The sequence below is a fragment of the Rhodohalobacter sp. SW132 genome (genome assembly GCF_003390325.1).
Lineage (GTDB): Bacteria > Bacteroidota > Rhodothermia > Balneolales > Balneolaceae > SW132.
In genome coordinates this window covers 351,544-372,575 of the sequence record NZ_QUOK01000002.1, presented here as the reverse complement: position 1 = coordinate 372,575, position 21,032 = coordinate 351,544, and the positions used below count along the sequence as shown (strand labels likewise).

General features: G+C 43.4%; 17 protein-coding genes. 6 read left to right on the top strand and 11 right to left on the bottom strand.

Annotated features, from left to right (window positions below; genetic code table 11):
* Positions 1–10: 10 nt before the first annotated feature.
* From DYD21_RS06155 to DYD21_RS06145, 3 genes are all read right to left on the bottom strand, one after another.
* Positions 11–1,066: a matrixin family metalloprotease gene (locus DYD21_RS06155; protein WP_116034148.1), complete on the bottom strand. Its 1,056-nt coding sequence runs from the start codon at positions 1,064–1,066 to the stop codon at positions 11–13.
* 710 nt (positions 1,067–1,776) lie between these two features.
* The gene (gene msrB, locus DYD21_RS06150; protein WP_116034146.1) at positions 1,777–2,247 is read right to left on the bottom strand and encodes a peptide-methionine (R)-S-oxide reductase MsrB; all 471 of its coding nucleotides are present in this window, start codon (positions 2,245–2,247) and stop codon (positions 1,777–1,779) included.
* A gap of 119 nt (positions 2,248–2,366) precedes the next feature.
* Positions 2,367–3,539, bottom strand: coding sequence for a DUF3095 domain-containing protein (locus DYD21_RS06145; protein ID WP_116034143.1), 1,173 nt, complete (start codon positions 3,537–3,539; stop codon positions 2,367–2,369).
* 236 nt (positions 3,540–3,775) lie between these two features.
* Here DYD21_RS06145 and DYD21_RS06140 point away from each other — a divergent pair, with 236 nt between their 5' ends.
* On the top strand, positions 3,776–5,230 hold the full coding sequence (locus DYD21_RS06140) for a capsule assembly Wzi family protein (protein WP_116034140.1): 1,455 nt from the start codon (positions 3,776–3,778) through the stop codon (positions 5,228–5,230).
* 68 nt (positions 5,231–5,298) lie between these two features.
* Here DYD21_RS06140 and DYD21_RS06135 read toward each other — a convergent pair whose 3' ends face one another.
* The 4 genes from DYD21_RS06135 to DYD21_RS06120 are packed head-to-tail and all read right to left on the bottom strand — an operon-like array spanning position 5,299 to position 7,895.
* Positions 5,299–5,631: an MGMT family protein gene (locus DYD21_RS06135; RefSeq protein ID WP_116034137.1), complete on the bottom strand. Its 333-nt coding sequence runs from the start codon at positions 5,629–5,631 to the stop codon at positions 5,299–5,301.
* Positions 5,631–6,518 carry a Rossmann-like and DUF2520 domain-containing protein gene (locus DYD21_RS06130; protein ID WP_116034134.1) on the bottom strand — a complete coding sequence of 296 codons (888 nt, stop codon included), beginning with the start codon at positions 6,516–6,518 and terminating at the stop codon, positions 5,631–5,633. The genes DYD21_RS06135 and DYD21_RS06130 overlap by 1 nt, the downstream gene beginning before the upstream one ends.
* Positions 6,515–7,267, bottom strand: coding sequence for an AmmeMemoRadiSam system protein B (amrB, locus tag DYD21_RS06125; RefSeq protein ID WP_116034132.1), 753 nt, complete (start codon positions 7,265–7,267; stop codon positions 6,515–6,517). The genes DYD21_RS06130 and amrB overlap by 4 nt, the downstream gene beginning before the upstream one ends.
* Positions 7,224–7,895, bottom strand: coding sequence for a 4'-phosphopantetheinyl transferase superfamily protein (locus tag DYD21_RS06120; protein ID WP_116034129.1), 672 nt, complete (start codon positions 7,893–7,895; stop codon positions 7,224–7,226). The genes amrB and DYD21_RS06120 overlap by 44 nt, the downstream gene beginning before the upstream one ends.
* Positions 7,896–8,136: 241 nt before the next feature.
* On the opposite strand from DYD21_RS06120, the gene lysS reads away from it, so the two are divergent.
* Positions 8,137–9,672, top strand: coding sequence for a lysine--tRNA ligase (gene lysS, locus DYD21_RS06115; RefSeq protein WP_116034127.1), 1,536 nt, complete (start codon positions 8,137–8,139; stop codon positions 9,670–9,672).
* Between the two features lie 157 nt (positions 9,673–9,829).
* Entirely contained in the window at positions 9,830–11,059 is a 1,230-nt protein-coding gene (locus tag DYD21_RS06110; protein WP_116034124.1) for an FtsX-like permease family protein, read from the top strand.
* Positions 11,060–11,135: 76 nt separating this feature from the next.
* Here the strand turns inward: DYD21_RS06110 and DYD21_RS06105 are convergent, their stop codons facing one another.
* Both DYD21_RS06105 and DYD21_RS06100 read right to left on the bottom strand, forming a co-directional pair.
* Complete coding sequence (locus tag DYD21_RS06105) at positions 11,136–12,410, bottom strand: glucose-1-phosphate adenylyltransferase (protein ID WP_116034121.1); 1,275 nt, start codon at positions 12,408–12,410, stop codon at positions 11,136–11,138.
* A 9-nt stretch (positions 12,411–12,419) separates the two neighbouring features.
* Positions 12,420–13,859 (bottom strand): glycogen synthase, encoded by a 1,440-nt coding sequence (locus tag DYD21_RS06100; protein WP_116034119.1) that lies wholly within the window; start codon positions 13,857–13,859, stop codon positions 12,420–12,422.
* A 199-nt stretch (positions 13,860–14,058) separates the two neighbouring features.
* On the opposite strand from DYD21_RS06100, the gene DYD21_RS06095 reads away from it, so the two are divergent.
* A complete protein-coding gene (locus DYD21_RS06095) occupies positions 14,059–14,994 on the top strand; it encodes an ABC transporter ATP-binding protein (protein ID WP_116034116.1) in 936 nt (311 codons plus the stop codon).
* Complete coding sequence (locus DYD21_RS06090) at positions 14,991–16,286, top strand: ABC transporter permease (RefSeq protein ID WP_116034114.1); 1,296 nt, start codon at positions 14,991–14,993, stop codon at positions 16,284–16,286. The genes DYD21_RS06095 and DYD21_RS06090 overlap by 4 nt, the downstream gene beginning before the upstream one ends.
* A 142-nt stretch (positions 16,287–16,428) precedes the next feature.
* Here the strand turns inward: DYD21_RS06090 and DYD21_RS06085 are convergent, their stop codons facing one another.
* Positions 16,429–17,442, bottom strand: coding sequence for a low specificity L-threonine aldolase (locus tag DYD21_RS06085; protein ID WP_116034111.1), 1,014 nt, complete (start codon positions 17,440–17,442; stop codon positions 16,429–16,431).
* Positions 17,443–17,607: 165 nt separating this feature from the next.
* Positions 17,608–18,453, bottom strand: coding sequence for a 3-hydroxybutyryl-CoA dehydrogenase (locus DYD21_RS06080; protein ID WP_348636178.1), 846 nt, complete (start codon positions 18,451–18,453; stop codon positions 17,608–17,610).
* Between the two features lie 117 nt (positions 18,454–18,570).
* Between DYD21_RS06080 and DYD21_RS06075 the strand changes: the two genes are divergently transcribed.
* Entirely contained in the window at positions 18,571–21,021 is a 2,451-nt protein-coding gene (locus DYD21_RS06075) for a penicillin acylase family protein (RefSeq protein ID WP_116034106.1), read from the top strand.
* The last annotated feature ends 11 nt before the right edge of the window (positions 21,022–21,032 follow it).

Sequence of the window (21,032 nt, the reverse complement as noted above, 5' to 3'; positions counted from 1 at the left end):
AATTCCCTCCTTATAAGTACATGATTTGTATATTATTATTTTCGAGAAATAAATTCACTTCCTGATTTGAACTTCGCGCATAGCACAAATTTTTAAACAGGTTTGTGGTACCATCCACACTTCCGGTATCCACTTTTCTCCATCCTTTGCCCTGTAGCAGAGCCCAGCAATTTTGACTGTGATGTGAGGTGTATACCCGTTGGATTACCTGGTTGTTTAACCATTCGGCAGATCCATAAATCTCCTGTATTCCATCGATATCATCCTGATGCAGAAAACGATGTTCGCCTGAATAATAAGGATACATCAAAGCATCATTTATGGTTGAATGTGCCAAACCCAGTCCGTGCCCGATTTCGTGTGCGGCTATGGTGATTAAATCATAATTTGAAGGCGGTGAATTCACCGACCAGGTATATGATTCATTGTAATGCCCATCTCCAGCCTGGGATCCCCCGCAGGTGGGCGGGTAGAAGTTATGCGCAAGCTCACCGGTAAATGGGTATCCACACCCATTGTGACCTGTAGTCCCGAAGCGAATTCTTATTTCAGGATTTTGACTCAGGGCAACTTCCGAGAAACTTAACGGCGTTACCGCGGCCCAAAGATTGAAGGCTGCCTGCATTGCACTTCTCACCTGAGCTTGAGTCAGATGAGTTGAAAAATTTTCGAAGCCATACCGTAAGTGCGTTGTCCCCCACTTGCATCCGGATAATACATAACTGGATGGAATTTCACCTGATGTGGCTTTGCCAGGCAGAATATCCAGGGTACCGCACCTGTCCTGCTTCATCTTTTCCAGCGTTGGCTGATCCAGCTCACCGGTTGGTTCTAATCCGGTAAACTTCTGAAAATTTATAAGCGCTTTTTCAGTTTGTTCATCAAACTCACCTTTCTTTTCAGGTGCAGATTCAGCGAGGCTGCTTTTTATCTCTGATTTTTTGGTCCATTCTGATTCTAGATAGCCAAACCGTTCGAGATAGTTTTGCAGTCTCTCTACATTTACACCCTCCGACCCTTTATTCAGGCCTGCTCTGGTTGGCACAAGATCTGCTTTTAATGCCATTTCCCCTCCTTTTTTTATTTTAAGAAACTAGCCGAATATATATAACCGAAATAAAAAATACAATTTATTTCAAAAAATAATTAATCAATTTAACAGTATATTAATGTGTTTTAAAATGTCAATTATGTAATAATTAATCATTTAATTAATAGTTTATAATTAATAAAATGATTTGATAATATATGAAGAGGTGGAGCTCTGGTACCGAGACAAATTAATTCAGAAAGCTAAGTTTAAAAAATCTTACCTACACCAGATAATGATATAAAATTACTTAACCAATTTAGTGGTAATGGCATTAGTTCTCTTATATCTCAAAAAAACGTGCGGTGATGAAACAACTACGCAGTGTTCTTTTGATAGTACAGATGAGAACAGGATAAGGACGAATAGCAATGAACTAACTCGGGGCAAAGCCCGCGAGGTATCGATTTAGAATCCATTATTTTTTTCAATATGGAGTTTACTTTGGAGTGTCCGCTTTCTCCCAAAGGTATCCCTACTAGGGGAGAAGGGGAAATATGGGATTATCTTCCTTGCCTAAACTTCAAGAATTGGACACTTCCGAACTCAGAGTGCATCCCCCTGCTCACTCCGTTCGTTTTCCCATCTAAAGAGGGTCTTTAATCCTTTCCGAGCCAGAGGGTCACAGTCTCGAACTACAGATTAAAGCATCCATCAAAATTTATAGCTCAAATATTAATCGTCTATTAATTCTCTTTCGGAATAAACTTCAGTGCCTGGGAATTCATGCAGTATCTCAGTCCGGTTGGTTCGGGGCCGTCTTCAAAAACATGGCCAATGTGAGAATCGCAGCGGGCACAAATGGTTTCAGTACGCGTCATGAACAGGCTCTTATCTTCGCGCTCTCCCACGGCCCCTTCCCGGATCGGCTCCCAGTAACTTGGCCATCCGGTTCGGCTGTTATATTTTGCATCTGAATGAAAAAGGGGATTTCCACAAGCCCTGCACAGGTATACACCTTCATCATATAAACTGTTGTACTCATTAACATAAGGCATTTCAGTGCCCTCATTTCTAAGAATTCTGTACTCACCCGAACTTAACAGATTTTTCCACTCCTCTTCACTTCGCTCAACTCTTTTTGAATTATTAGTATCTTCAAGTGCTTCTTCGTAAGAAATGGATTCAAGAAATTGTTCGTGATCAGATTGAGTCATTTGTGGTGGCTGGCTATTTGAATTACAGGCAGAGATAAGGAATCCAAAACAGATTGTTGTACAAAATATAAAGATCTGGACTGGATTCATTTGCTTTAGGAGGTCTGTTTTGATTACAACTACTCCTTTAACCTATTTAGCTGCTTCTTTAGTTCCACCGAGGCAGCAGCATATCCGCCATTTGTTCCGTCAATAAAATGAATATGCTGCCCCTGGTAATCCGTTACAAAACAGGTTGTCATTGCGGCCGGAGATTTGTGCAGACCAAACACAACATTTCCTTTTTGATGCTCATCTTCCAGAAAAGCCCGAAGTTTTAACCGTTGCTTTTCGTTTCCAGAAACAACCAGTTTCAATCCGTCGCTGAATTTCCTAAAATCCGCATTTTGCACAAAATCCTTTTTATAATCTCCCCAGTTGGTATGTTTTGTTTTGATGCGCTTCTTTATCAAAAACCGCCCTGCTATTTGCATGTAATATAGTTTCAGATAATGCCATAATTTTTTTGTATAAGTTGCCGGATAACTTCTGATAAGTGCTTCTACAGAAAGCTTAAATGGGTTGCCTGCCAGCTTCAATTTATCCTCCTTAACCGGTGCGTATTCATCAGCAGAACCGTAAATGGATTCAATGGTTGCAAAGCATCGTTTATAAAATGTGCTTTTCTCGTTTTCATCAGAAATCACAGACTTAATAATAATGGAAAGAATTTCACCTTTGTCTGAGGGTATTTCATTCCAGCGGCATTCAAGTCCGGTAAAATCAGCTTCAATCATCTGGTAATTCAGAAAATTGTTATCCTGTTCCTTTATTAATTCTTCGATATAATCCACACCATCACCCCAGAATATCGCCTGTTGGATATGATTTGAAAGACGATATTTTCCAATTTTGATATTTTTTCCGGCGTCACGTAGTTCTGACATCTTACGGCATCCGGCAGCAAGCTCCAATCCGAACACCGAATCGGTTGCTTCCCTGCAGAAAAGAAGTAACCCCATAATGTGCTCTTTTCCCACATCCGGAATTGCAAATGTAGCTCCGTCACCACCAAATACAAATGGAATATCGAGATCTGAAAATTCATTACAAATTGCTGCGATTGCACAAGCCCCGGCCATATTCACAGATTTGTATTTTCCATCATGTATAGCTTTTGTAGATCCCCTGATATCTGTCGCAACAATTAACCAGTCACCCGGAATCTCAGCATAATATTGAAGGTCAAGAATATCCGTAAAGCGGATGATTTCCGGCAAGTTCCCGTAGAAATTCTTATTAGATACGTTCATACTTCGTGAGCTCTCCGTAGGTGCAGACCGATCTGAATTTCAATAAAAAACAACGTAGATTAGGTACAAAACAATCAATCTGTGTAACAATCATGTGATGATTTTGCGAGTTTTTCATCGTAATTAGCAAATGATCCAACATTATCTATTTATCACTCAGATCTATCGAGCATAGGAATTGAGTTGTAACAAAATTATCTGAATATTTTCAAACTGTTATCGGTTTACTTATCCGTATGAAAAAACTTATTGCAGGCCTCTTATTTTCTATACTGTTAGTCTGTTTATCGGGATTTCTTTTAAAAACAATAGCTCAAACTCTAACGACATCATTTGATGTAGCAGGTGTAGTTAGCAGTTCTGATACAACGCCCTTTTGGATACAATCTAACAGGCATGGAATATATCACCGAAGCGGGGATCAACTCCTAACCCGTTTGCAGCTGCACGCTCGCTCTGATCTTTTTGATAATCCTCAAATCTCTACCCAATACGGTGCAGATCTCATTGCACGCCCCGGCAGTGATGGCACCTTGTCCTTCAACCAGGCGTATCTCCGGGTGAATGTTTACGGAGTTGAATTAACTGGCGGACGTTTTCATAACAGTTCGCCTATCCATGATGAAAAGTTGGGAATGGGTTCTCTTGGAGTGAGCACCAACTCCGCTCCCGTTCCGCAAGTACGCATTGGACTGGCCGACTGGACAAGTCTCCCCTTTACAAATGATTTTATCCAGATACGAGCTCACGCCGCTCATGGGTGGCTTAGAGGAGAACGTTACACGGATAATGTGCTGTACCACGAAAAAGTCGGGCACGCTCGTTTTGGCGGGGATTTTCCGTTAAATTTATATGGGGGTATCGCACACTATGCGAAATGGGGAGGGAAAAACAATCCTCAGTTTGGAGATTTACCATCCGGTTTTGTCGATTTCTGGCGTGTTTTTTTTGCACGCGGCGGTGGAGATGATGCCCCCGCTGTTGAAGCAGATTATATGCTTGGAGATCATTTGGGAGCATGGGATTTCGGTTTTTTTCTTGAAATGGATCTATTTTCAGCGACTTTTTACCGACAGCACCCGCTGGAGACGAAAGATAATCTGAAACTGAAAAGCATGCAGGATGCACTAAACGGATTTTCCGTTCGGCTTCATGAGAGTATCAATTTTCCTGTTCGTGGGTTTGTGTACGAATTTATGTATACCAAATGGCAGGATGGTCCAAGGGTAGAAAATATTCTGGATGATGGCACACGCTGCAGCGAGGAACCGGAACGCTGCCGGGACCCATTCCAGGGAAATGAAAACTACTATAACCATCACATCTACCGAACCGGTTGGGCTACACATGGCCGGACAATCGGGAATGCCCTATTCAGAACCTCGCAAACTCCGCTCGATCAGCTTGTTGATGGAATTGATAACAACAGGATTATCGCCCACCATATCGGAGTCGATACACGGCTGGGAAACTCTGCAGTCATTGGAAAAGCGACTTTCAGCCGAAATTTCGGTACGCGTGACGATCCCTTTGAGGATCCGGCAAACCAAATTTCACTGGGTCTTCAGTCCCAAACACCCATATCTTTGTTTGAACAACCGGTATTCCTGCTCACCGATGTTGCTTGGGATCGTGGCGATCTTTTTGGAAATCAATTCGGGTTTACTTTTGGCTTACGATGGGTGCGGTAAATACAGTCTTATATTCAACTATTTCCGATATTAGCGACTGTGCTATAACTTCACATAACTTCATAAGTTTAAGCCTGCATTTTTTCACCCGGCTCCCAAAAATGCTTTTCAATATCCACCGTGTATTCACCTGTAAAAGAAATACCTTCCTGCTTTAGCCTTTCTCGCATCGTATCTCCGGGAAAGTAGGCTCGGCCGGTTAACTGACCCAGCCGGTTTACCACTCTGTGAGCCGGCACGGCGTTTTCTGATTCAATGGAAGCATTCAGTGCATAACCTACCATTCTTGCGCCTGACGCCACTCCTACTGCCCTGGCAATTGCTCCGTATGTGGTGACCCTTCCCGCCGGAATAGTACGGCATATTTCATAAATCCGCGGGTAGAGATCATTGTCAGCCATTACAATTTACTTTTCTCTGAAAATAACGTTTTTAACTCCTGATATTGATCTTTACCGAGTCTGCCATTATTCAAAGCAATTTTGGCGGCTCTTAAACCCAAAAGAGAGTATAGATTTGTCAGTTCAGGATGGTTTTTTATCTGATCCAAATGGGATTTGATCGTCTGTTGATCCCCTCTTGCAACAGGACCACTGAGTGAATCCGGAATTCCTTTTTCGAAAATATTTTGTGTGGTCTGATGAATCAATGGTTCAAGCATTGCCACTCCATCTTCAAGTTCAAACAAATCGGTTACTTCCCGGACAGCATCCATCAATGAAACCATATAATTTGATGCCATCACAGCGGCCAGGTGCATTGCTTTTTTCTGTTCCGAACTGATTTTCTTCACACGCGCCCCAGCAGCTTTCACCAAGGATTCAAGTTCAGAAAAAAGGCTGGTATCCCCTTCAAAAGTAAACCAGATATTGTGAAACCGTTCCTCAGCGTCACCTTTTGTAAATGTTTGAAGTGGATGAAGTGAGGCCGTTTTTGCACCTTTCTTTTTGAGCGAATGCAGCAGATCGCTATTAAAACTTCCTGAAAAGTGAACAAAGCTGTAGCCGCTCCAGTCAACAGAAAGTTCCGAAATAACCTGGGCGATATCTGCTATTTTATCGTCGGGTGTTGTGATAAAAATAATACGGCCAAAATCTGAAACAGATTGAGGAGAATTGTTAGGCTGATGAATTATTTCACCATCAAGAACAGAATAGGAATCAAATGATTTACTACCCCAAACTGATTGTAATGTAGTAATTTTGGGGTTTTTATTGATAAGTTTTATCAGCGCAGACCCAAGTGCGCCCGGTCCGATAACTGAAATAGCAGAAGATTTTCCCATCATCCAAAAACAGGTTGATACTGGACTTTTCCGTACCCTGAAATCGGTATTTCTTCTCCCTTTGTTTCAGAAAATTGAACATTTAAATTCCATTTATTTGCGATTAGAAGTCCCGCAAAAAACGCACCCGCACCCTTCATTTTCACTTCACCTGAATTCATGGAGTGCATCAAACCGGGTATGTTGCCGTCCTTGATTTGTTTCTTTATTGTTTTAAACTGTTCAACGCCCAGGTGGTGAATATCACAGCAAAAGATGAGCAGTGCGTTTCGCGATGCGAGGATTTCTTCAAGAGCAGCAGAAAGTTCCTTAATGATAGCTGGAGATTCATCTGTAATCTGCAAACTTAAAACGGAAAAGTTATCTATCTGATTCTGCAGGAAAAGCAGCTGATCAAACAGGCTCAGATCTTTGCTGAACGCCTCATCATCAATAAAAAAGTCGTCGTCTTCATCACAGAGTTCATTACGCAGCTTATCATTCACCGGCACCTCTCCAAATCTTGTAGTAAACGACTTATGAGACGGCATTGGTAACTTTTTCTCGTGAGTACCGGGTTGCGACTCCACAATCACAACAGTATCAAAATCACCATCGTGAATCTGAGCATACACTTCACTGAATCGTTCGATGGAGTAATGATTTAGCGATGTAGGTGTAAATATGATTCGAGTTGGGTTCGATGAGTCCTGTACGTTTCCGGAGGCTTCATTGAGCTTTTCTTTGATCTCTTCCCGTGTGAATAGGCACATATGATTCAGGTAATAATGATTCAGATAATTGTGATGAAATATAACAGATGGATATCCACTGTTTATCTTGTAGAAAACTACAAATATTTGCTAAAGTTCCATTATCAAATTCTGCACGAAATATGTAATCTGATTCTGCAGAAAGCTGAACACTATTCATCGGTTTTCGCAATCCCGTGCCAATCGCTTTCAGCGCAGCCTCTTTCATGGTCCATATTTGAATTATCGGATGTTCATCATAAAACTTGAGCAGCTCTTTGTGATTTCTCATTCGGTTTGCAAGCTTGCTGGATACGGTGCGCTCCTGCGATTCCATATCTATGCCCACAACCCATTCCTCAGAAACAGCAGCACATACATCTGTGGGTGTATGTGAAAAACTAACAGAGATAGGGTTTCCGTTCAGAAAAGCTTGTGGTTTTTCATATTTTTTCGTCACAAACTCCACCTCCCTCCCATTCATCTTTTGCGAAACCATCACCTGTAAAATATTTTTACCGGAATTGGATTCTATCTCTACCTGATTTTCTTTCGTGATCTCACGTTGCAATTTTCTCATGGCAACAATCAGCGAATGCGGAAAGAATGTTTTTTTGATATAGGTAGGCTGATCTTCTTTTGATGTCATGTGCCGTGATACATAAAATTTTTAATCACTCTAAAATAGCAATTCTTAAGATGTAAGGGCAAATTAGCGGACCTATTTTGATTTAATCACCAGAGGTACTCTAACTTCCTTAGTAGTTTGTGATATTAAATTCAGGGGATGCCCCCATTCCATCTCCACGAATTAAGATATGCGAATTGGGCCGCAATTTTCTTATTTTTGGCTGTTAAATTTTTATACAAACTGCATCCATCCATTTTATATGTCTCAAACCGAACCGAGTATCAGTGAACAGCAGGCAATCCGGCGTGAAAAACTTGACCAGCTCCGGGAGCTTGATGTAAATCCTTTTCCCTACAGCTACGATGTAACCCATCACTCCCAAGAAATTTTAAATGATGAAGAATCGTATTTCTCCGAATCGCAGGAGGATGCTCCGCGGGTGTCGGTGGCCGGCCGGGTTATGACCCGCCGTATTATGGGGAAAGCCTCATTTTTTACGCTTCAGGATTCACAGGGAACGATACAAATCTATATCCGCCGCGATGATGTTGGCGTCACCGAATACAATAAGGTATTCAAGAAGATGGTGGATATTGGTGATTTCGTCGGTATAAAAGGGTTCGTTTTTAAAACCAGAACCGGCGAAACCACTGTTCACGCCGAAGAGTTTGAGTTTTTGGGTAAAACTATTCGTCCGATTCCAACTCCAAAAGAAGTTGAAAATGATGAAGGTGAAACCATTACTTACGATGCTTTTTCAGATAAAGAGCAGCGCTACCGCCAACGCTATGTTGATCTTATTGTAAACCCCGATGTCCGTGAAACCTTTCGTCAGCGCACACAGATGGTTCAAACGATGCGCAATTTTATGAATGATCGCGGATATCTTGAAGTGGAGACTCCGATTCTTCAGCCTGTGTATGGTGGCGCAGCGGCACGCCCGTTCGTTACGCATCACAATGCGCTGGATATGGATCTTTACCTTCGAATTGCAAACGAGCTCTATCTCAAGCGATTAATTGTAGGCGGATTTGACGGTGTATACGAATTTTCAAAAGATTTCAGGAATGAGGGCCTTTCACGTTTTCATAACCCGGAGTTCACCCAGGTAGAGCTTTATGTGGCGTATAAAGATTACAACTGGATGATGGATTTCATGGAGGAGATGATCGAAAAAGTTGCCCTTACCCTTCACGGCTCCACAAAGGTTACGGTGGGCGATCACGAAATCGATTTTAAACGTCCCTGGCCAAGAATCCCGATGTATGAAGCGATAAAAAATGAGACTGGTCATGATCTTTACAAAAAAGAAACGGATGAAATCCGTAAGATCGCCAAAGAACTCCACATTGAAGTAGATGATTCGATGGGTAAAGGGAAACTGATCGACGAGATTTTTGGGGAAACGGTTGAACCCAATCTCATTCAGCCCACGTTTATCACAGACTACCCCATTGAAATGAGTCCGCTGGCGAAAAAACATCGCACGAAAGATGGACTTGTGGAACGATTTGAAGCCGTTTGCAATGGAAAAGAGATTGCCAACTCCTTTACAGAGCTGAACGACCCGGTGGATCAGCGCGAACGATTCGAAGAACAGGCGCGATTGCGGGCTGAGGGTGATGATGAAGCGATGACGGTTGATGAAGATTTTCTTCGGGCGATTGAATACGGAATGCCGCCGACAGCCGGAATTGGAATCGGGATCGACCGATTGGCGATGATCATGACGAACTCAGATTCTATAAGGGATGTACTTTTCTTCCCTCAGATGCGGCCAGAAACCGAATCATAATTACATCCGGCTATAGCAGCTGAAGTTTAAAAGTGCTCAGATCTCATTTTACTTTTACTCTTCGGCGAATTTGGCCTAAAAATCTGTTGCCGAAACATACCGGGGTATCACACGTTAGCCTCATCTATCAAAAAAACACACGCACTTAAAACCGTTCATGAATTTTACCTGGTATATTGCCCGTCGATATTTTAAAGGGAGCAACAGAGACTCGGGTTTTCTCTCTTTTATAAAAATTATGGCGATTATTGGTGTTGCAGTTGGATCTGCCGGCTTGTTGATCTCACTGGCTATTGTGCACGGTTTTAAATCTTCTATTAACGAGAAAATTCTCGGGTTTGCACCTCACATCACGGTTCAGCCATTTCTTGCCAGCGAACCTATCCAGAGATCCGACACACTTCAAACCTATCTGGCCGGATTTGAAGGAGTTGAACAGGTTGAGCCCGTAATTCTGGGTGATGTGATGATTCAATCCGCTGGAGACATCAGCGGAACGGTTTTAAAAGGGATTACGCCGGGAGGTGATCTTACCCAGCTCCATACCTACATCATTGAGGGTGAGTACAACGTAGAACGAAATGAGGACGGGTTGCCGGGCATTGTTCTCGGGCATTCACTTGCGCAAGAGATCGGGGCTGTGCTCGGTTCCAGAGTGACGGTTTTTGCACTCGACGGACTCCCCTCGCCTTTAAACACACCTGAGATCCGTCAATACTACCTAAGCGGTATATACCAGACGGGAATTGACCGGTTTGATGATAATTTTGCTGTAGCCGACATCTCAACCGTGCGCACACTTTTCGGACTGGGTACCCGCCAGGCATCTATGATGGAGATTAACGCTTCGAACATAAGCGACATTCGTCCGGTCTATGCAACTATTCGCGACGGCACCCAGTTTCCTTTGGTGACAGAAAATGTCTATCAAACCTACCGCAATATTTTTGCCTGGATCGATTTGCAGGAAGAAACCATTCCGCTTGTGATTGGTGTGATGGTAATTGTGGCCGCATTCAACCTGATTGGCACTATTTTGATGATGGTACTTGTGAGAGTCCGGGATATTGGAATTTTAAAAACAATGGGTGCAAAAAGCCGCGCAATTCGAAAAATATTTCTGCTTGAAGGATTCTTTGTAGCTGTCACCGGATTGGTTATCGGAATTGGAATTTCTCTCTTTTTCTATTTCATACAGACTACATACAACATTATTCCGCTGTCTGAAGAAAATTATTATATGAGCACAGCACCGGTAGAACCACATCTTATCGACTTTTTTATCGTGGGTGCTTTAACAATTCTTCTCTGTACTCTCGCATCGTGGCTGCCGGCCCGTATTGCGGCCAAAACAGATCCGGTTCAGGTTCTGTCATTCGGTAAATAAAAAACCCCGGACTGAGAAAATCCAAAAGGGATTATTCTCAAACCAGGGTACTTATTATAGAACGAAAGATACTCGGTTATCCGAGTTTAAATCCGTCTGGAATAACTTTTCCTTTCGGGATAATTACAATTCCATCCACTACATAATAGTTGTCAAATTTACCGTCTTCGAGATGGGAGCCGCCGACGATTTTCACATCGTCACCGATTCTCACATTTTTGTCGACAATCGTTTTGCTGAGAAAACATCGTTCTCCGATTCCCATTAGGGGACGGTCTGTAGAGCGGTTTGCCAGATCTTCGCGGGTAGTAAAATAATCATTACCCATAATAATTGACTCCTCGATGCTGGTACCCTTGCCAATCCTTGATCGAATTCCAACCACGGAACGTTCGATCCGGCTCGCTTCGATGATACATCCCTCAGAAACAATCACACGCTCGAGGTTGGTGCCTGCGAGCTTGGATGCCGGCAAAAGGCGTGCACGGGTGTAAATTTGCTGTTCATCATCATAGAGGTTAAATGCTGGAAGTGTATCGGTAAGCTCCAGGTTCGCCTCAAAAAATGATTTGATTGTACCGATATCTGTCCAGTATCCATCAAACGAGTAGCTCGACACTTTTGTGCCTTCTTTGATCGCTTTGGGGATGATCTCTTTTCCAAAATCAGTAGCATCGGGATTTTCATTGAAGAGCCTCTTCATTACCTCTTTATTGAAAACATAAATCCCCATTGAGGCCAGATACTCTTTCCCTTTCTCTTTCAGTTCCGGGGAGGTTCTGCTTTTCCATTCTGAGAGTTCATCGTGAGAAGGTTTTTCAACAAAACTGTCGATCATTCCCTCCTTGTTCGTTTTCATGATTCCAAAGCCGGTGGCATCATCGCCAGTAACCGGTATTGTAGCAACGGTAAGATCCGCTCCCTGTTCTTTATGATGATCCATCACCTTACGAAAATCCATCTGGTAGAGCTGATCACCCGATAAAACCAATACATGCTCATAATCGTGATTAGACATGTGGTGGATCGACTGTCGGACAGCGTCTGCAGTCCCCTGAAACCAATTCTGGCTTTTAGGTGTCTGTTCGGCAGCGAGAATATCAACAAAACCGTGGCTGAACAGATCAAAATTATAGGTGTTTTTGATGTGCCTGTTTAAGGAAGCAGAATTAAACTGAGTGAGAACATAAATTTTGCGAATATCGGAATTCAGGCAGTTGGAGATGGGAATATCAACCAGCCTGTATTTTCCAGCTACAGGAACGGCAGGTTTACTTCGGTGACCGGTTAACGGATGCAGACGAGTTCCCCTACCCCCGCCCAGAATAATCGCAATTGTAGATGATTTCATGAGTTCGGTTTATTTCGGGATTATGGATTTGTACATCTCAATATATTCTTTCGTAGAACGTTTCCAGGAAAAATCGAGTTTCATCACTTTCTTTCGTACGTTTTCAAACAACTCTTTTTTCCCAAATATATCAACTCCTCTTTTTACTGCTTCAACAAACTCTTCTAAATTAAAATTGTCAAACACAATTCCGTAACCGTCATTGTGGGAAATATCGATTACAGTATCAGCAAGGCCGCCTACTCCACGAACTACGGGAATTGTTCCGTATCTCATAGAGTAAAACTGGTTAAGCCCGCACGGTTCTACCCTTGACGGCATCATCAGAAAATCGCTTCCCGCATAAATTAAATGAGCGAGTTGTTCATTGTATTCTAGCCTTGAATCAAAATAACCAACATATTCACTTTCGAGTTTCTTAAATAAATTGTGCAGAGATGGGTCGCCCGTTCCCAAAACAATAAACGAAGCTTCCACACCCTGGCTGTGGCACGATCGTATCAAATCGGGGAGTAAATCAGCACCTTTCTCGCGAACCAGGCGCCCGATAAACGAAAAAAGCGGGCGGTCACCCGGAATCGAAAAGAATTCACTGAGCGCTTTTTTATTCTTCTCTTTTCCAACATCCGCTTTTGTAGTGGTATAGTTCGTATCAATCAGCGGGTCTGTTTTCGGGTTCCAAACTTCAGGATCTATTCCATTTACGATCCCCATTGTTTTTTCCTGCTCGTGCTGCAACAGTATTTCAAGTCCGTTACAAAAGGTGAGAAGTTCTTTCATATACCCCCTTGAAACCGTAGTTACTTTCCAGGAAGATTTTATCCCTGCAGCAAGACAGTTTAATCCCTCATCCCACTGAAGAACACCCAAATTTTGTAAATTAAATGCCGGAAGCGACTGATACACATCCATCGGATAACGCCCCTGGTATTCCCCGTTATGGATTGTTAAAACGGAAGGTATATCACGGAATGCATCAAACCGAAAACACTCTTTCATCATAAATGGTACAAGCGCGGTGTGGTGATCGTGGCAGTGAATTATATCCGGCCTGCTCTGACGCGAAATCAACCATTCAAGAGAGGCGATTTGAAAGGAAAAGAAACGCTCTCGTTCATCCCAGTATGGATGGCCGGACCACGGATCAATATAAATTCCGGGCCGGTCAAATCTTCCCGGGATTTCAACCAGGTAGAGTTCAAACCCAAGCTTTGATTTCTTTACCCGGTGAATTGAAAATGGAAAACTTTTGGAGTGATATGGAAATGTACCTTCATAAATCAGTTCCGTTTCTACATTCTTCAGCCAGTCTGTTTCGTAGAACGGGAGCAGCACTTCGGCACTGTGGCCCTCTTTATTTAAATACTTGGGTAGTGCACCGGCTACATCGCCTAATCCACCTGCTTTAGCTGCAGGATAGCATTCGGCTGTAATGTGTGTGATCTTCATATTGTTCGAAACTAATTGAATAAACCTACGTACTTTTGACGAAATATTTGTTATCTAAAGCCTTATCCACGTACGGATAATCTACAAAAAGAGAATACTAAATTGCATTTTTATTCAGAAAAACTTCAGATTTTACTTTCAATAAACATCAGAGTATCAGATTTTCAGACAGTCATTTTTATTAATTCACAGAATCATCATGCTGCCACAGCACACTATTGAAGTTAAAAACCTTAGTAAAACATTCGGAGAGACCAAAGCGGTAGAGAATGTCTCTTTCAACGTTGAAAAGGGGAAAATCACGGGGCTTCTTGGGCCGAACGGTGCCGGAAAAACAACTACGATCCGGATGATTAATTACATTATCCCGGTGGATCAGGGCTCCATCACCATCAACAATCAAAAAGTGAGTCCGCGCACTCAGAAACTAATCGGTTATATGCCCGAAGAGCGCGGGCTTTATAAAAAAATGAAAGTTGGTGAACAGCTCATTTACCTGGCTCAGCTCAAAGGGATGAGTGTTGAAAATGCAAAAACACAGATCCGATATTGGCTCAAGCGGTTCGGCGCATCCGACTGGCACATGAAAACCGTAGGAGAGCTCAGCAAGGGGATGAGTCAGAAAATTCAGTTCATTGCAACCATCGTTCACGATCCAGATATCTATATTTTTGATGAACCGTTTAGCGGGCTGGATCCTATCAACAGCGAGCTTTTGAAAGAGATTATCATTGAGCTTCGTGAAAAAGGAAAAACTATCCTTTTTTCAACACACCGAATGGAACAGGTTGAGCAAATGTGTGATGATATCTGCCTGTTCAATAACGGGAAAATGGTACTGGAAGGAAATCTTCGAAAAATAAAAAAGGACTTTGGAAAAAATACGGTTCTCATTGAATTCCAGGGAGATGGAAGTTTTATCGATAAACTTTCTGATGTGCGAGTCAATAACAGATCAACTAATTTCGCTGAGATAAGAATCCTGGATCGACAGGACCCGCAAGCAATTTTAAAATCAGCCATTGAGCACGCTGAGATTCATAAATTTGAACTGGTTGAACCCTCTCTGAATGAGATTTTTATTTCCACCGTTGGAGCAGATAATATCAAAACTGAACAAGAAGCATTAGTATGAGTTGGAGACAAGTATTTTTAGTATTGAAGCGGGAATATCTCACGCGCGTAAAAAGCAAAGGGTTCATAGCTGCTACACTTCTGGTTCCAATCGGCATTATTGCAATTTACGGAATTGGATTCCTTGTCATTATATGGGACAGTGAGGTTTCCTACGAAGTTGGTATTCATGATAACAGCGGTGCCGTGGTTCAATCTTTGGTTGAGCGCGATCCGCAGCGTTACCTTGATGTTAGCGATGTTGAAATTGATACACTTCGTGCCATGACTCAGCGGGGTGAAATCACCGGGTATGTTCAGATTGATGAACGAAATATCGAAGAGAACATACCGCTTGAGCTGATTTATACCGGTTCTGGTGGGCTTACTCTGCTTTCTTCCGTCAGAAGTGATCTTCGGGATGTGATCCGTGAAGAAAAACTCTTGCGTGCGGAGGTATCGGATGAAATACAGCAGATCTTTGCAAGTCGTATTGGTGTGGAGTCACGGCGGCTTACGGACGCCGGTGAAGAACAGGACGATGACACCGCATTTCTTTCGGGCGTAGGTTTTGCCATGGGATTCATCATATTCATCGCCATATTCAGCTACGGCGGTTACATTATGCGGGGGGTCATTGAAGAAAAATCAAACCGCATTATTGAAGTAATCACCTCTTCGGTAAAGCCGATTGAGCTTCTGACCGGGAAAATGTTGGGCGTGGGTGCACTGGCTCTCACGCAAATCGGTATTTGGGGTATCACAATCGTGGGACTTGGATTGCTCGCAGCTCCCCTGCTATCGATGTTTCTCGCGAATGGCGGCGATGCGGAGCAAGCGATGGGTGAAGTTGCCGCACAGACCGATATTCCTATTCTTACGAGTATTCCAACCATTGAAACATCGCTCATTGTATTTTTTATCGTATTCTTTTTCCTGGGTTACTTTCTCTACAGTTCGCTATTTGCAGCTGTAGGTTCTGCCGCAGATTCAGAGACGGACACTCAGCAGTTGATGCTACCCATTATGGCTCCGATATTTATCGCTTATTTTATCATGTTTCAGGCGGTAAAAAATCCTGATGGTATCATTTCAGTCGTCGGTTCCCTGGTGCCATTTTTCGCCCCAATTGTGATGATTACGCGAATTGCGATCAGTGATGTGCCGTTCTGGGAACTTAGTTTGTCTATTATTCTGATGATTGTCACCTTTATCGGCACCATGTGGCTCAGTGCGAAAATCTACAAGGTGGGAATCCTGAGTTACGGAAGCAGCGCAGGGTTTAAAGATATCCTGAAGTGGATCCGACAGTAATGCCTATCAGATAAAATCCTGATGAAAAAGCAGGGACTGTGCGCAAAATTCGCACAGTTTTTCCTGCTACAGGATTTCGTCGGTTCATTTCAGTTTACTTTCTCTTTTTTTAAAAGCGTTTAAAATCCCGAAACTTACTGCATCAAAGTTCTGAAACGGTACTTAACAGCTGGTCATACTGATCATCCGTGATTTGAAAATGGAAAGTCGCCCGGACAGTATGCTGTCCAAACGGTACAACGCCGATTCCGTTTGAAGTGAACACTTCTACCCACTCCTTGGCTGACTTTTCGATGGTATCAAACAGAACGATGTTGCTCTCAACAGTTTCCATTGTGATATTAAAATGCGAAGACCGGTGCACCGTTTCAGCAAACTGCCGCGCTCTTTCATGATCTTTTTTGAGTAACGGCAGATGATTTTCTACCGCGTAATCTGCGGCGGCGGCGAGCAAACCGACCTGACGCATCCCTCCTCCCCACATTTTGCGATATCGCCGTGCCTTCTTTTTTTGTTCCCTGGAACAAAGCATCATCGAACCGACTGGAGCTCCCAATCCTTTACTGAAACAGATAGAGATTGTATCTGCGATGGATCCAAAAAATGACGCATCGATTCCTGTTGCAGCCATCGCATTCCAGATTCTCGCCCCGTCGAGATGAACGGCAAGATTATGCCGGTCAGCGAGCTTTCTGATTTCCGTAAGCTCTTCTTTGGAATAACATGCACCTCCACCCTTGTTCGTTGTATTTTCAAGAGCGATCACCCGACTCAGCGGATCCCACTCATTCGTGGTTCGAATTGCGGGTTCAATCTGCTCAGGGGTGAGTTTTCCGCGCGTTCCTTTTACCGGACGTAATTGAATAGAGGAAAGATGCGCAGCAGCTCCCGTTTCGTAATTGAATACATGCCCCAGTTCATCGATGATCACTTCATCTCCCGGCTGTGTGAGAACGTTCAGGCAGAGCTGGTTGCTCATCGTGCCGCTTGGTACAAACAGCCCGGCTTCCATTCCAAAATGAGCGGCCATCTTCTCTTCAAAACGATTCACCGTGGGGTCTTCACCAAAAACATCATCCCCCACTTCAGCCTTCACCATCGCCTGAAGCATACCGGGCGTGGGTTTGGTTACCGTATCACTGCGTAGATCGATCATAGAGTTATTTCAATTTTTTTATTGATCGTAAGAGTTTCAATGCACAGGCCGCTCATTGAAAGTGCGGATAAAATGAGTAAAATGTGTTTCGGATACTTTTTCACTTCGTAATAAAAACTATCGATTCGCCTAAAATATTTACAATCGACAAACTGATATAGATTTTTAATAGGTAAAAAATCCCTCGCCTGTTTTATTACCGAGTTTACCAGCATCTACCATTTTCACGAGAAGCGGACATGGACGGTATTTCGGGTCTTTGAATCCTTCGTAGAGAACTTCCAGGATATCGAGGCATACATCCAGGCCGATAAAATCTGCCAGGCGAAGGGGGCCCATCGGGTGAGCCATCCCAAGCTTCATGATGCTGTCGATATCTTCCGGCTCGGCAACGCCTTCATACACACAAAAAATCGCCTCGTTGATCATCGGCATAAGCACGCGGTTTGAGACAAAGCCTGGTGAGTCATTAGCCGGTACCGCAACTTTACCCAGCTGATCGGACAGACTGATAATTTGATCGGTGATTTCTGGGTCCGTTTTCAGTCCGTTTATCACTTCAACCAGTTTCATCACCGGAACAGGATTAAAAAAGTGCATCCCGATAAACTGCTCCGGCCTGCCGGTACATTCAGCCAGTTTGGTTATGGAAATAGATGATGTATTACTGGCAAAAATCGCGTGTTCAGGTGCATTTTCATCAATCGTCTGGAAAACTTTCTTTTTGATGTCATACAGCTCAGGAACGGCTTCAATCACCAAATCCACATCTTTTACCGCCGATGCTGTATCTGTTGAGGATTCAATTCTCTCCAGTGTGGCTTCCTTTTCTTCCTCGCTGATCTTCTCTTTACTGACCATCCGGCCGAGGTTTTTTTCAATTGTACTTAGTGCTTTCTCAGCGAGTTCTTGCCGCGTTTCAATCAGCGTAACAGAAAATCCATTCATGGCAAATATTTGGGCGATTCCATTTCCCATCGTACCGCCTCCAACTACCGCAACTCTTTCAATTTTACTCATTGTTCAAATATCTAAATTCTGTGTTCAATACGTTTCATTCGGCAGTGAGAGTATGTATTTTAGCGAGGATTTACAAATCTAAATTACTGCTTTACATACACCCGGCTGATGAGGTTATTTTTTAAGTTATCTCTGTTTTTTATCATTCTGTTTGTAGGAATTGCTTCGATTGCAGTATACCATACATTTTATAATCAGCTTCCCGATCACACGGGTACCATAAACATAGATGGAATAACCCAGCCGGCAGACGTGCACTGGGACCCGTACGGAGTTCCATATATTTACGCCGAAACGGATGACGACCTCTATTTTACGATGGGCTATCTTCATGCCCAGGATCGGCTATGGCAGCTCACCTTGTCTCAACTGATGGCCGAGGGACGATTTGCTGAGTTTCTCGGTGAAGAATTTCTGGAGATTGATATTCATCAGCGAACCTTAGGAATCTGGCGGACAGCACAGAAAATAGAGCAAGAAACACCCGACGAGATCCTATCCGTTTTGCAGCGGTATGCTGACGGTATCAATGCCTACACGGAAAAATATCCCCGAAAAAAACCGGTTGAACTAACCCTCCTCGGACTTGACCCGCCCCGGTGGACACCTGCTCACTCCATCGCTGTTTCCCGCTTAATGGCATGGGATCAGAACATGCACTGGAAGAGTGAAATCAGCCTTGCATTAATTGCAGAATCAATTGGCGGCAATAGATTACAACAACTATTTCCTGACGCTGATGCTCCTGTTTTATCTCATAATCACAACCCAGACAACTCATTACAAGATATATTTAAACCTTTTATAGATCGTGAAATCCGTGTGAGGCGTCAGCTGCAAAAAGAGGGTTCTGCTGTCGGAAGCAATGCATGGGCCGTAAATGGTGATCGTTCCTATTCCGGTTTGCCGATACTTGCCGGCGATCCGCATATGGGGCTGAGTATGCCCGGATTTTGGTATGAAGTCAGCCAGAACTCCCCCGGACTTTCGATTACGGGGGCAACCATCCCCGGGGCTCCTTTTGTGGTATTGGGTCAGAATCAAGATCTTGCCTGGAGTATCACAAATATGATGGCTGACGATACAGATTTCTTTCTGATGCAAAGTAATCCCCAAAATCCGTCAGAATACCTGGCTGATAGTTTAAACGGTGAGGCTGTCTACAACACATTCACCTGGCAGCAGGAAATTATTGAAATAAATGGCTCTGATGATTATCTGCTTCGGATTCCACACACAATTCACGGACCACTTATCAATTCAGTTCATCCTGACAGCGAAATCATCGGAACGCAGCCGGTTGCAATGCGATGGGCCGGGCACGAGATCAGCCATGAGCTGGGTGCTTTCTACGAGATGAATCGAGCGTCAGATTTAGATGAATTCTTGAATGCATTGAGTGAATTCGGTTCACCTGCTATGAACTTTATTTACGCCGACCGGGAAGATAACATTGCCCTTATTGGTGCTGGCAATTTGCCGATTCGCAGCGATGAGGCGTATATGTTCCGGGATGGATGGAATTCGGAACATCGCTGGGAAGAATGGATTCCATTCGATGAACTTCCCCGCGAAATCAATCCGGACAGGGGCTTTGTTGCCCACGCGAATAACAAAGTAGCGGCAGAAACATACCCATATTACATTGGGCGGTTTTGGGCAAATCCATCCAGAATTAGCCGGATTGAATACCTGCTGAATGAAAATGAATCCGCAAATGCCGAAACGATGCAGCAAATTCAGAATGATATTTACTCTGAGCACGCTGAAATCATTCTGGAAATCATCATTCCGTTGCTCCGGTCAGCTCAAATGAATAATGAGTTCAGTGATGTGCTTACTTATTTCGAAAATTGGGATTATAACTACAGTGTAAACTCAACTGCCGCCACTATTTTCGACCTCTTTTTTCTTTACCTTTCCGAACTTATCCTGAAGAGAGATATTCCGGAAGAACTGTATGAAGGGCTTGTGAGGCTTGAGTATATACCTGTTCAGATGGTGACACATATTTTGTCTGATGGCAGCTCCTTTTTTAATGTTGTGGAGGAAGCGAATATCGCTTTCAGAAATGAAACCGTTCGTTCAGCAATGCAGCAGACGATAGATCAGCTTTCCCGGGAATTAGGCCCGGAATCATTTGAATGGCGTTGGGAATCGGTTCATACATTGAATTTAAAACCACCCCTGCTCGGTGAAATCTCCGAACATCCTGATACACCTGCAGCTCTAAGATTAATCGTAAACAATCTGTTAAGCAGCGGCCCGCACCCGGCTGCCGGACACGGAATGACGATCAATAAAGCAGAATACAGCTGGAACGATCCCTTTTCCGTGATTCTCGGTCCATCCATCCGCAGAATTATTGATTTTAATTCACCCTCTCGTTCATTATCCGTTCTGCCAACCGGGCAGTCAGGCCATGCATTGTCAGCAAATTACGGAGATCAGACCGATCTATGGCTTGATGGTCGTTACAGAAGTATTTATACAGACAGCACATTTTTCAACGAAATCAATTACCGAACGATGACGTTACAACCGGGTAACCGTCGGTAATATCGCTTGTA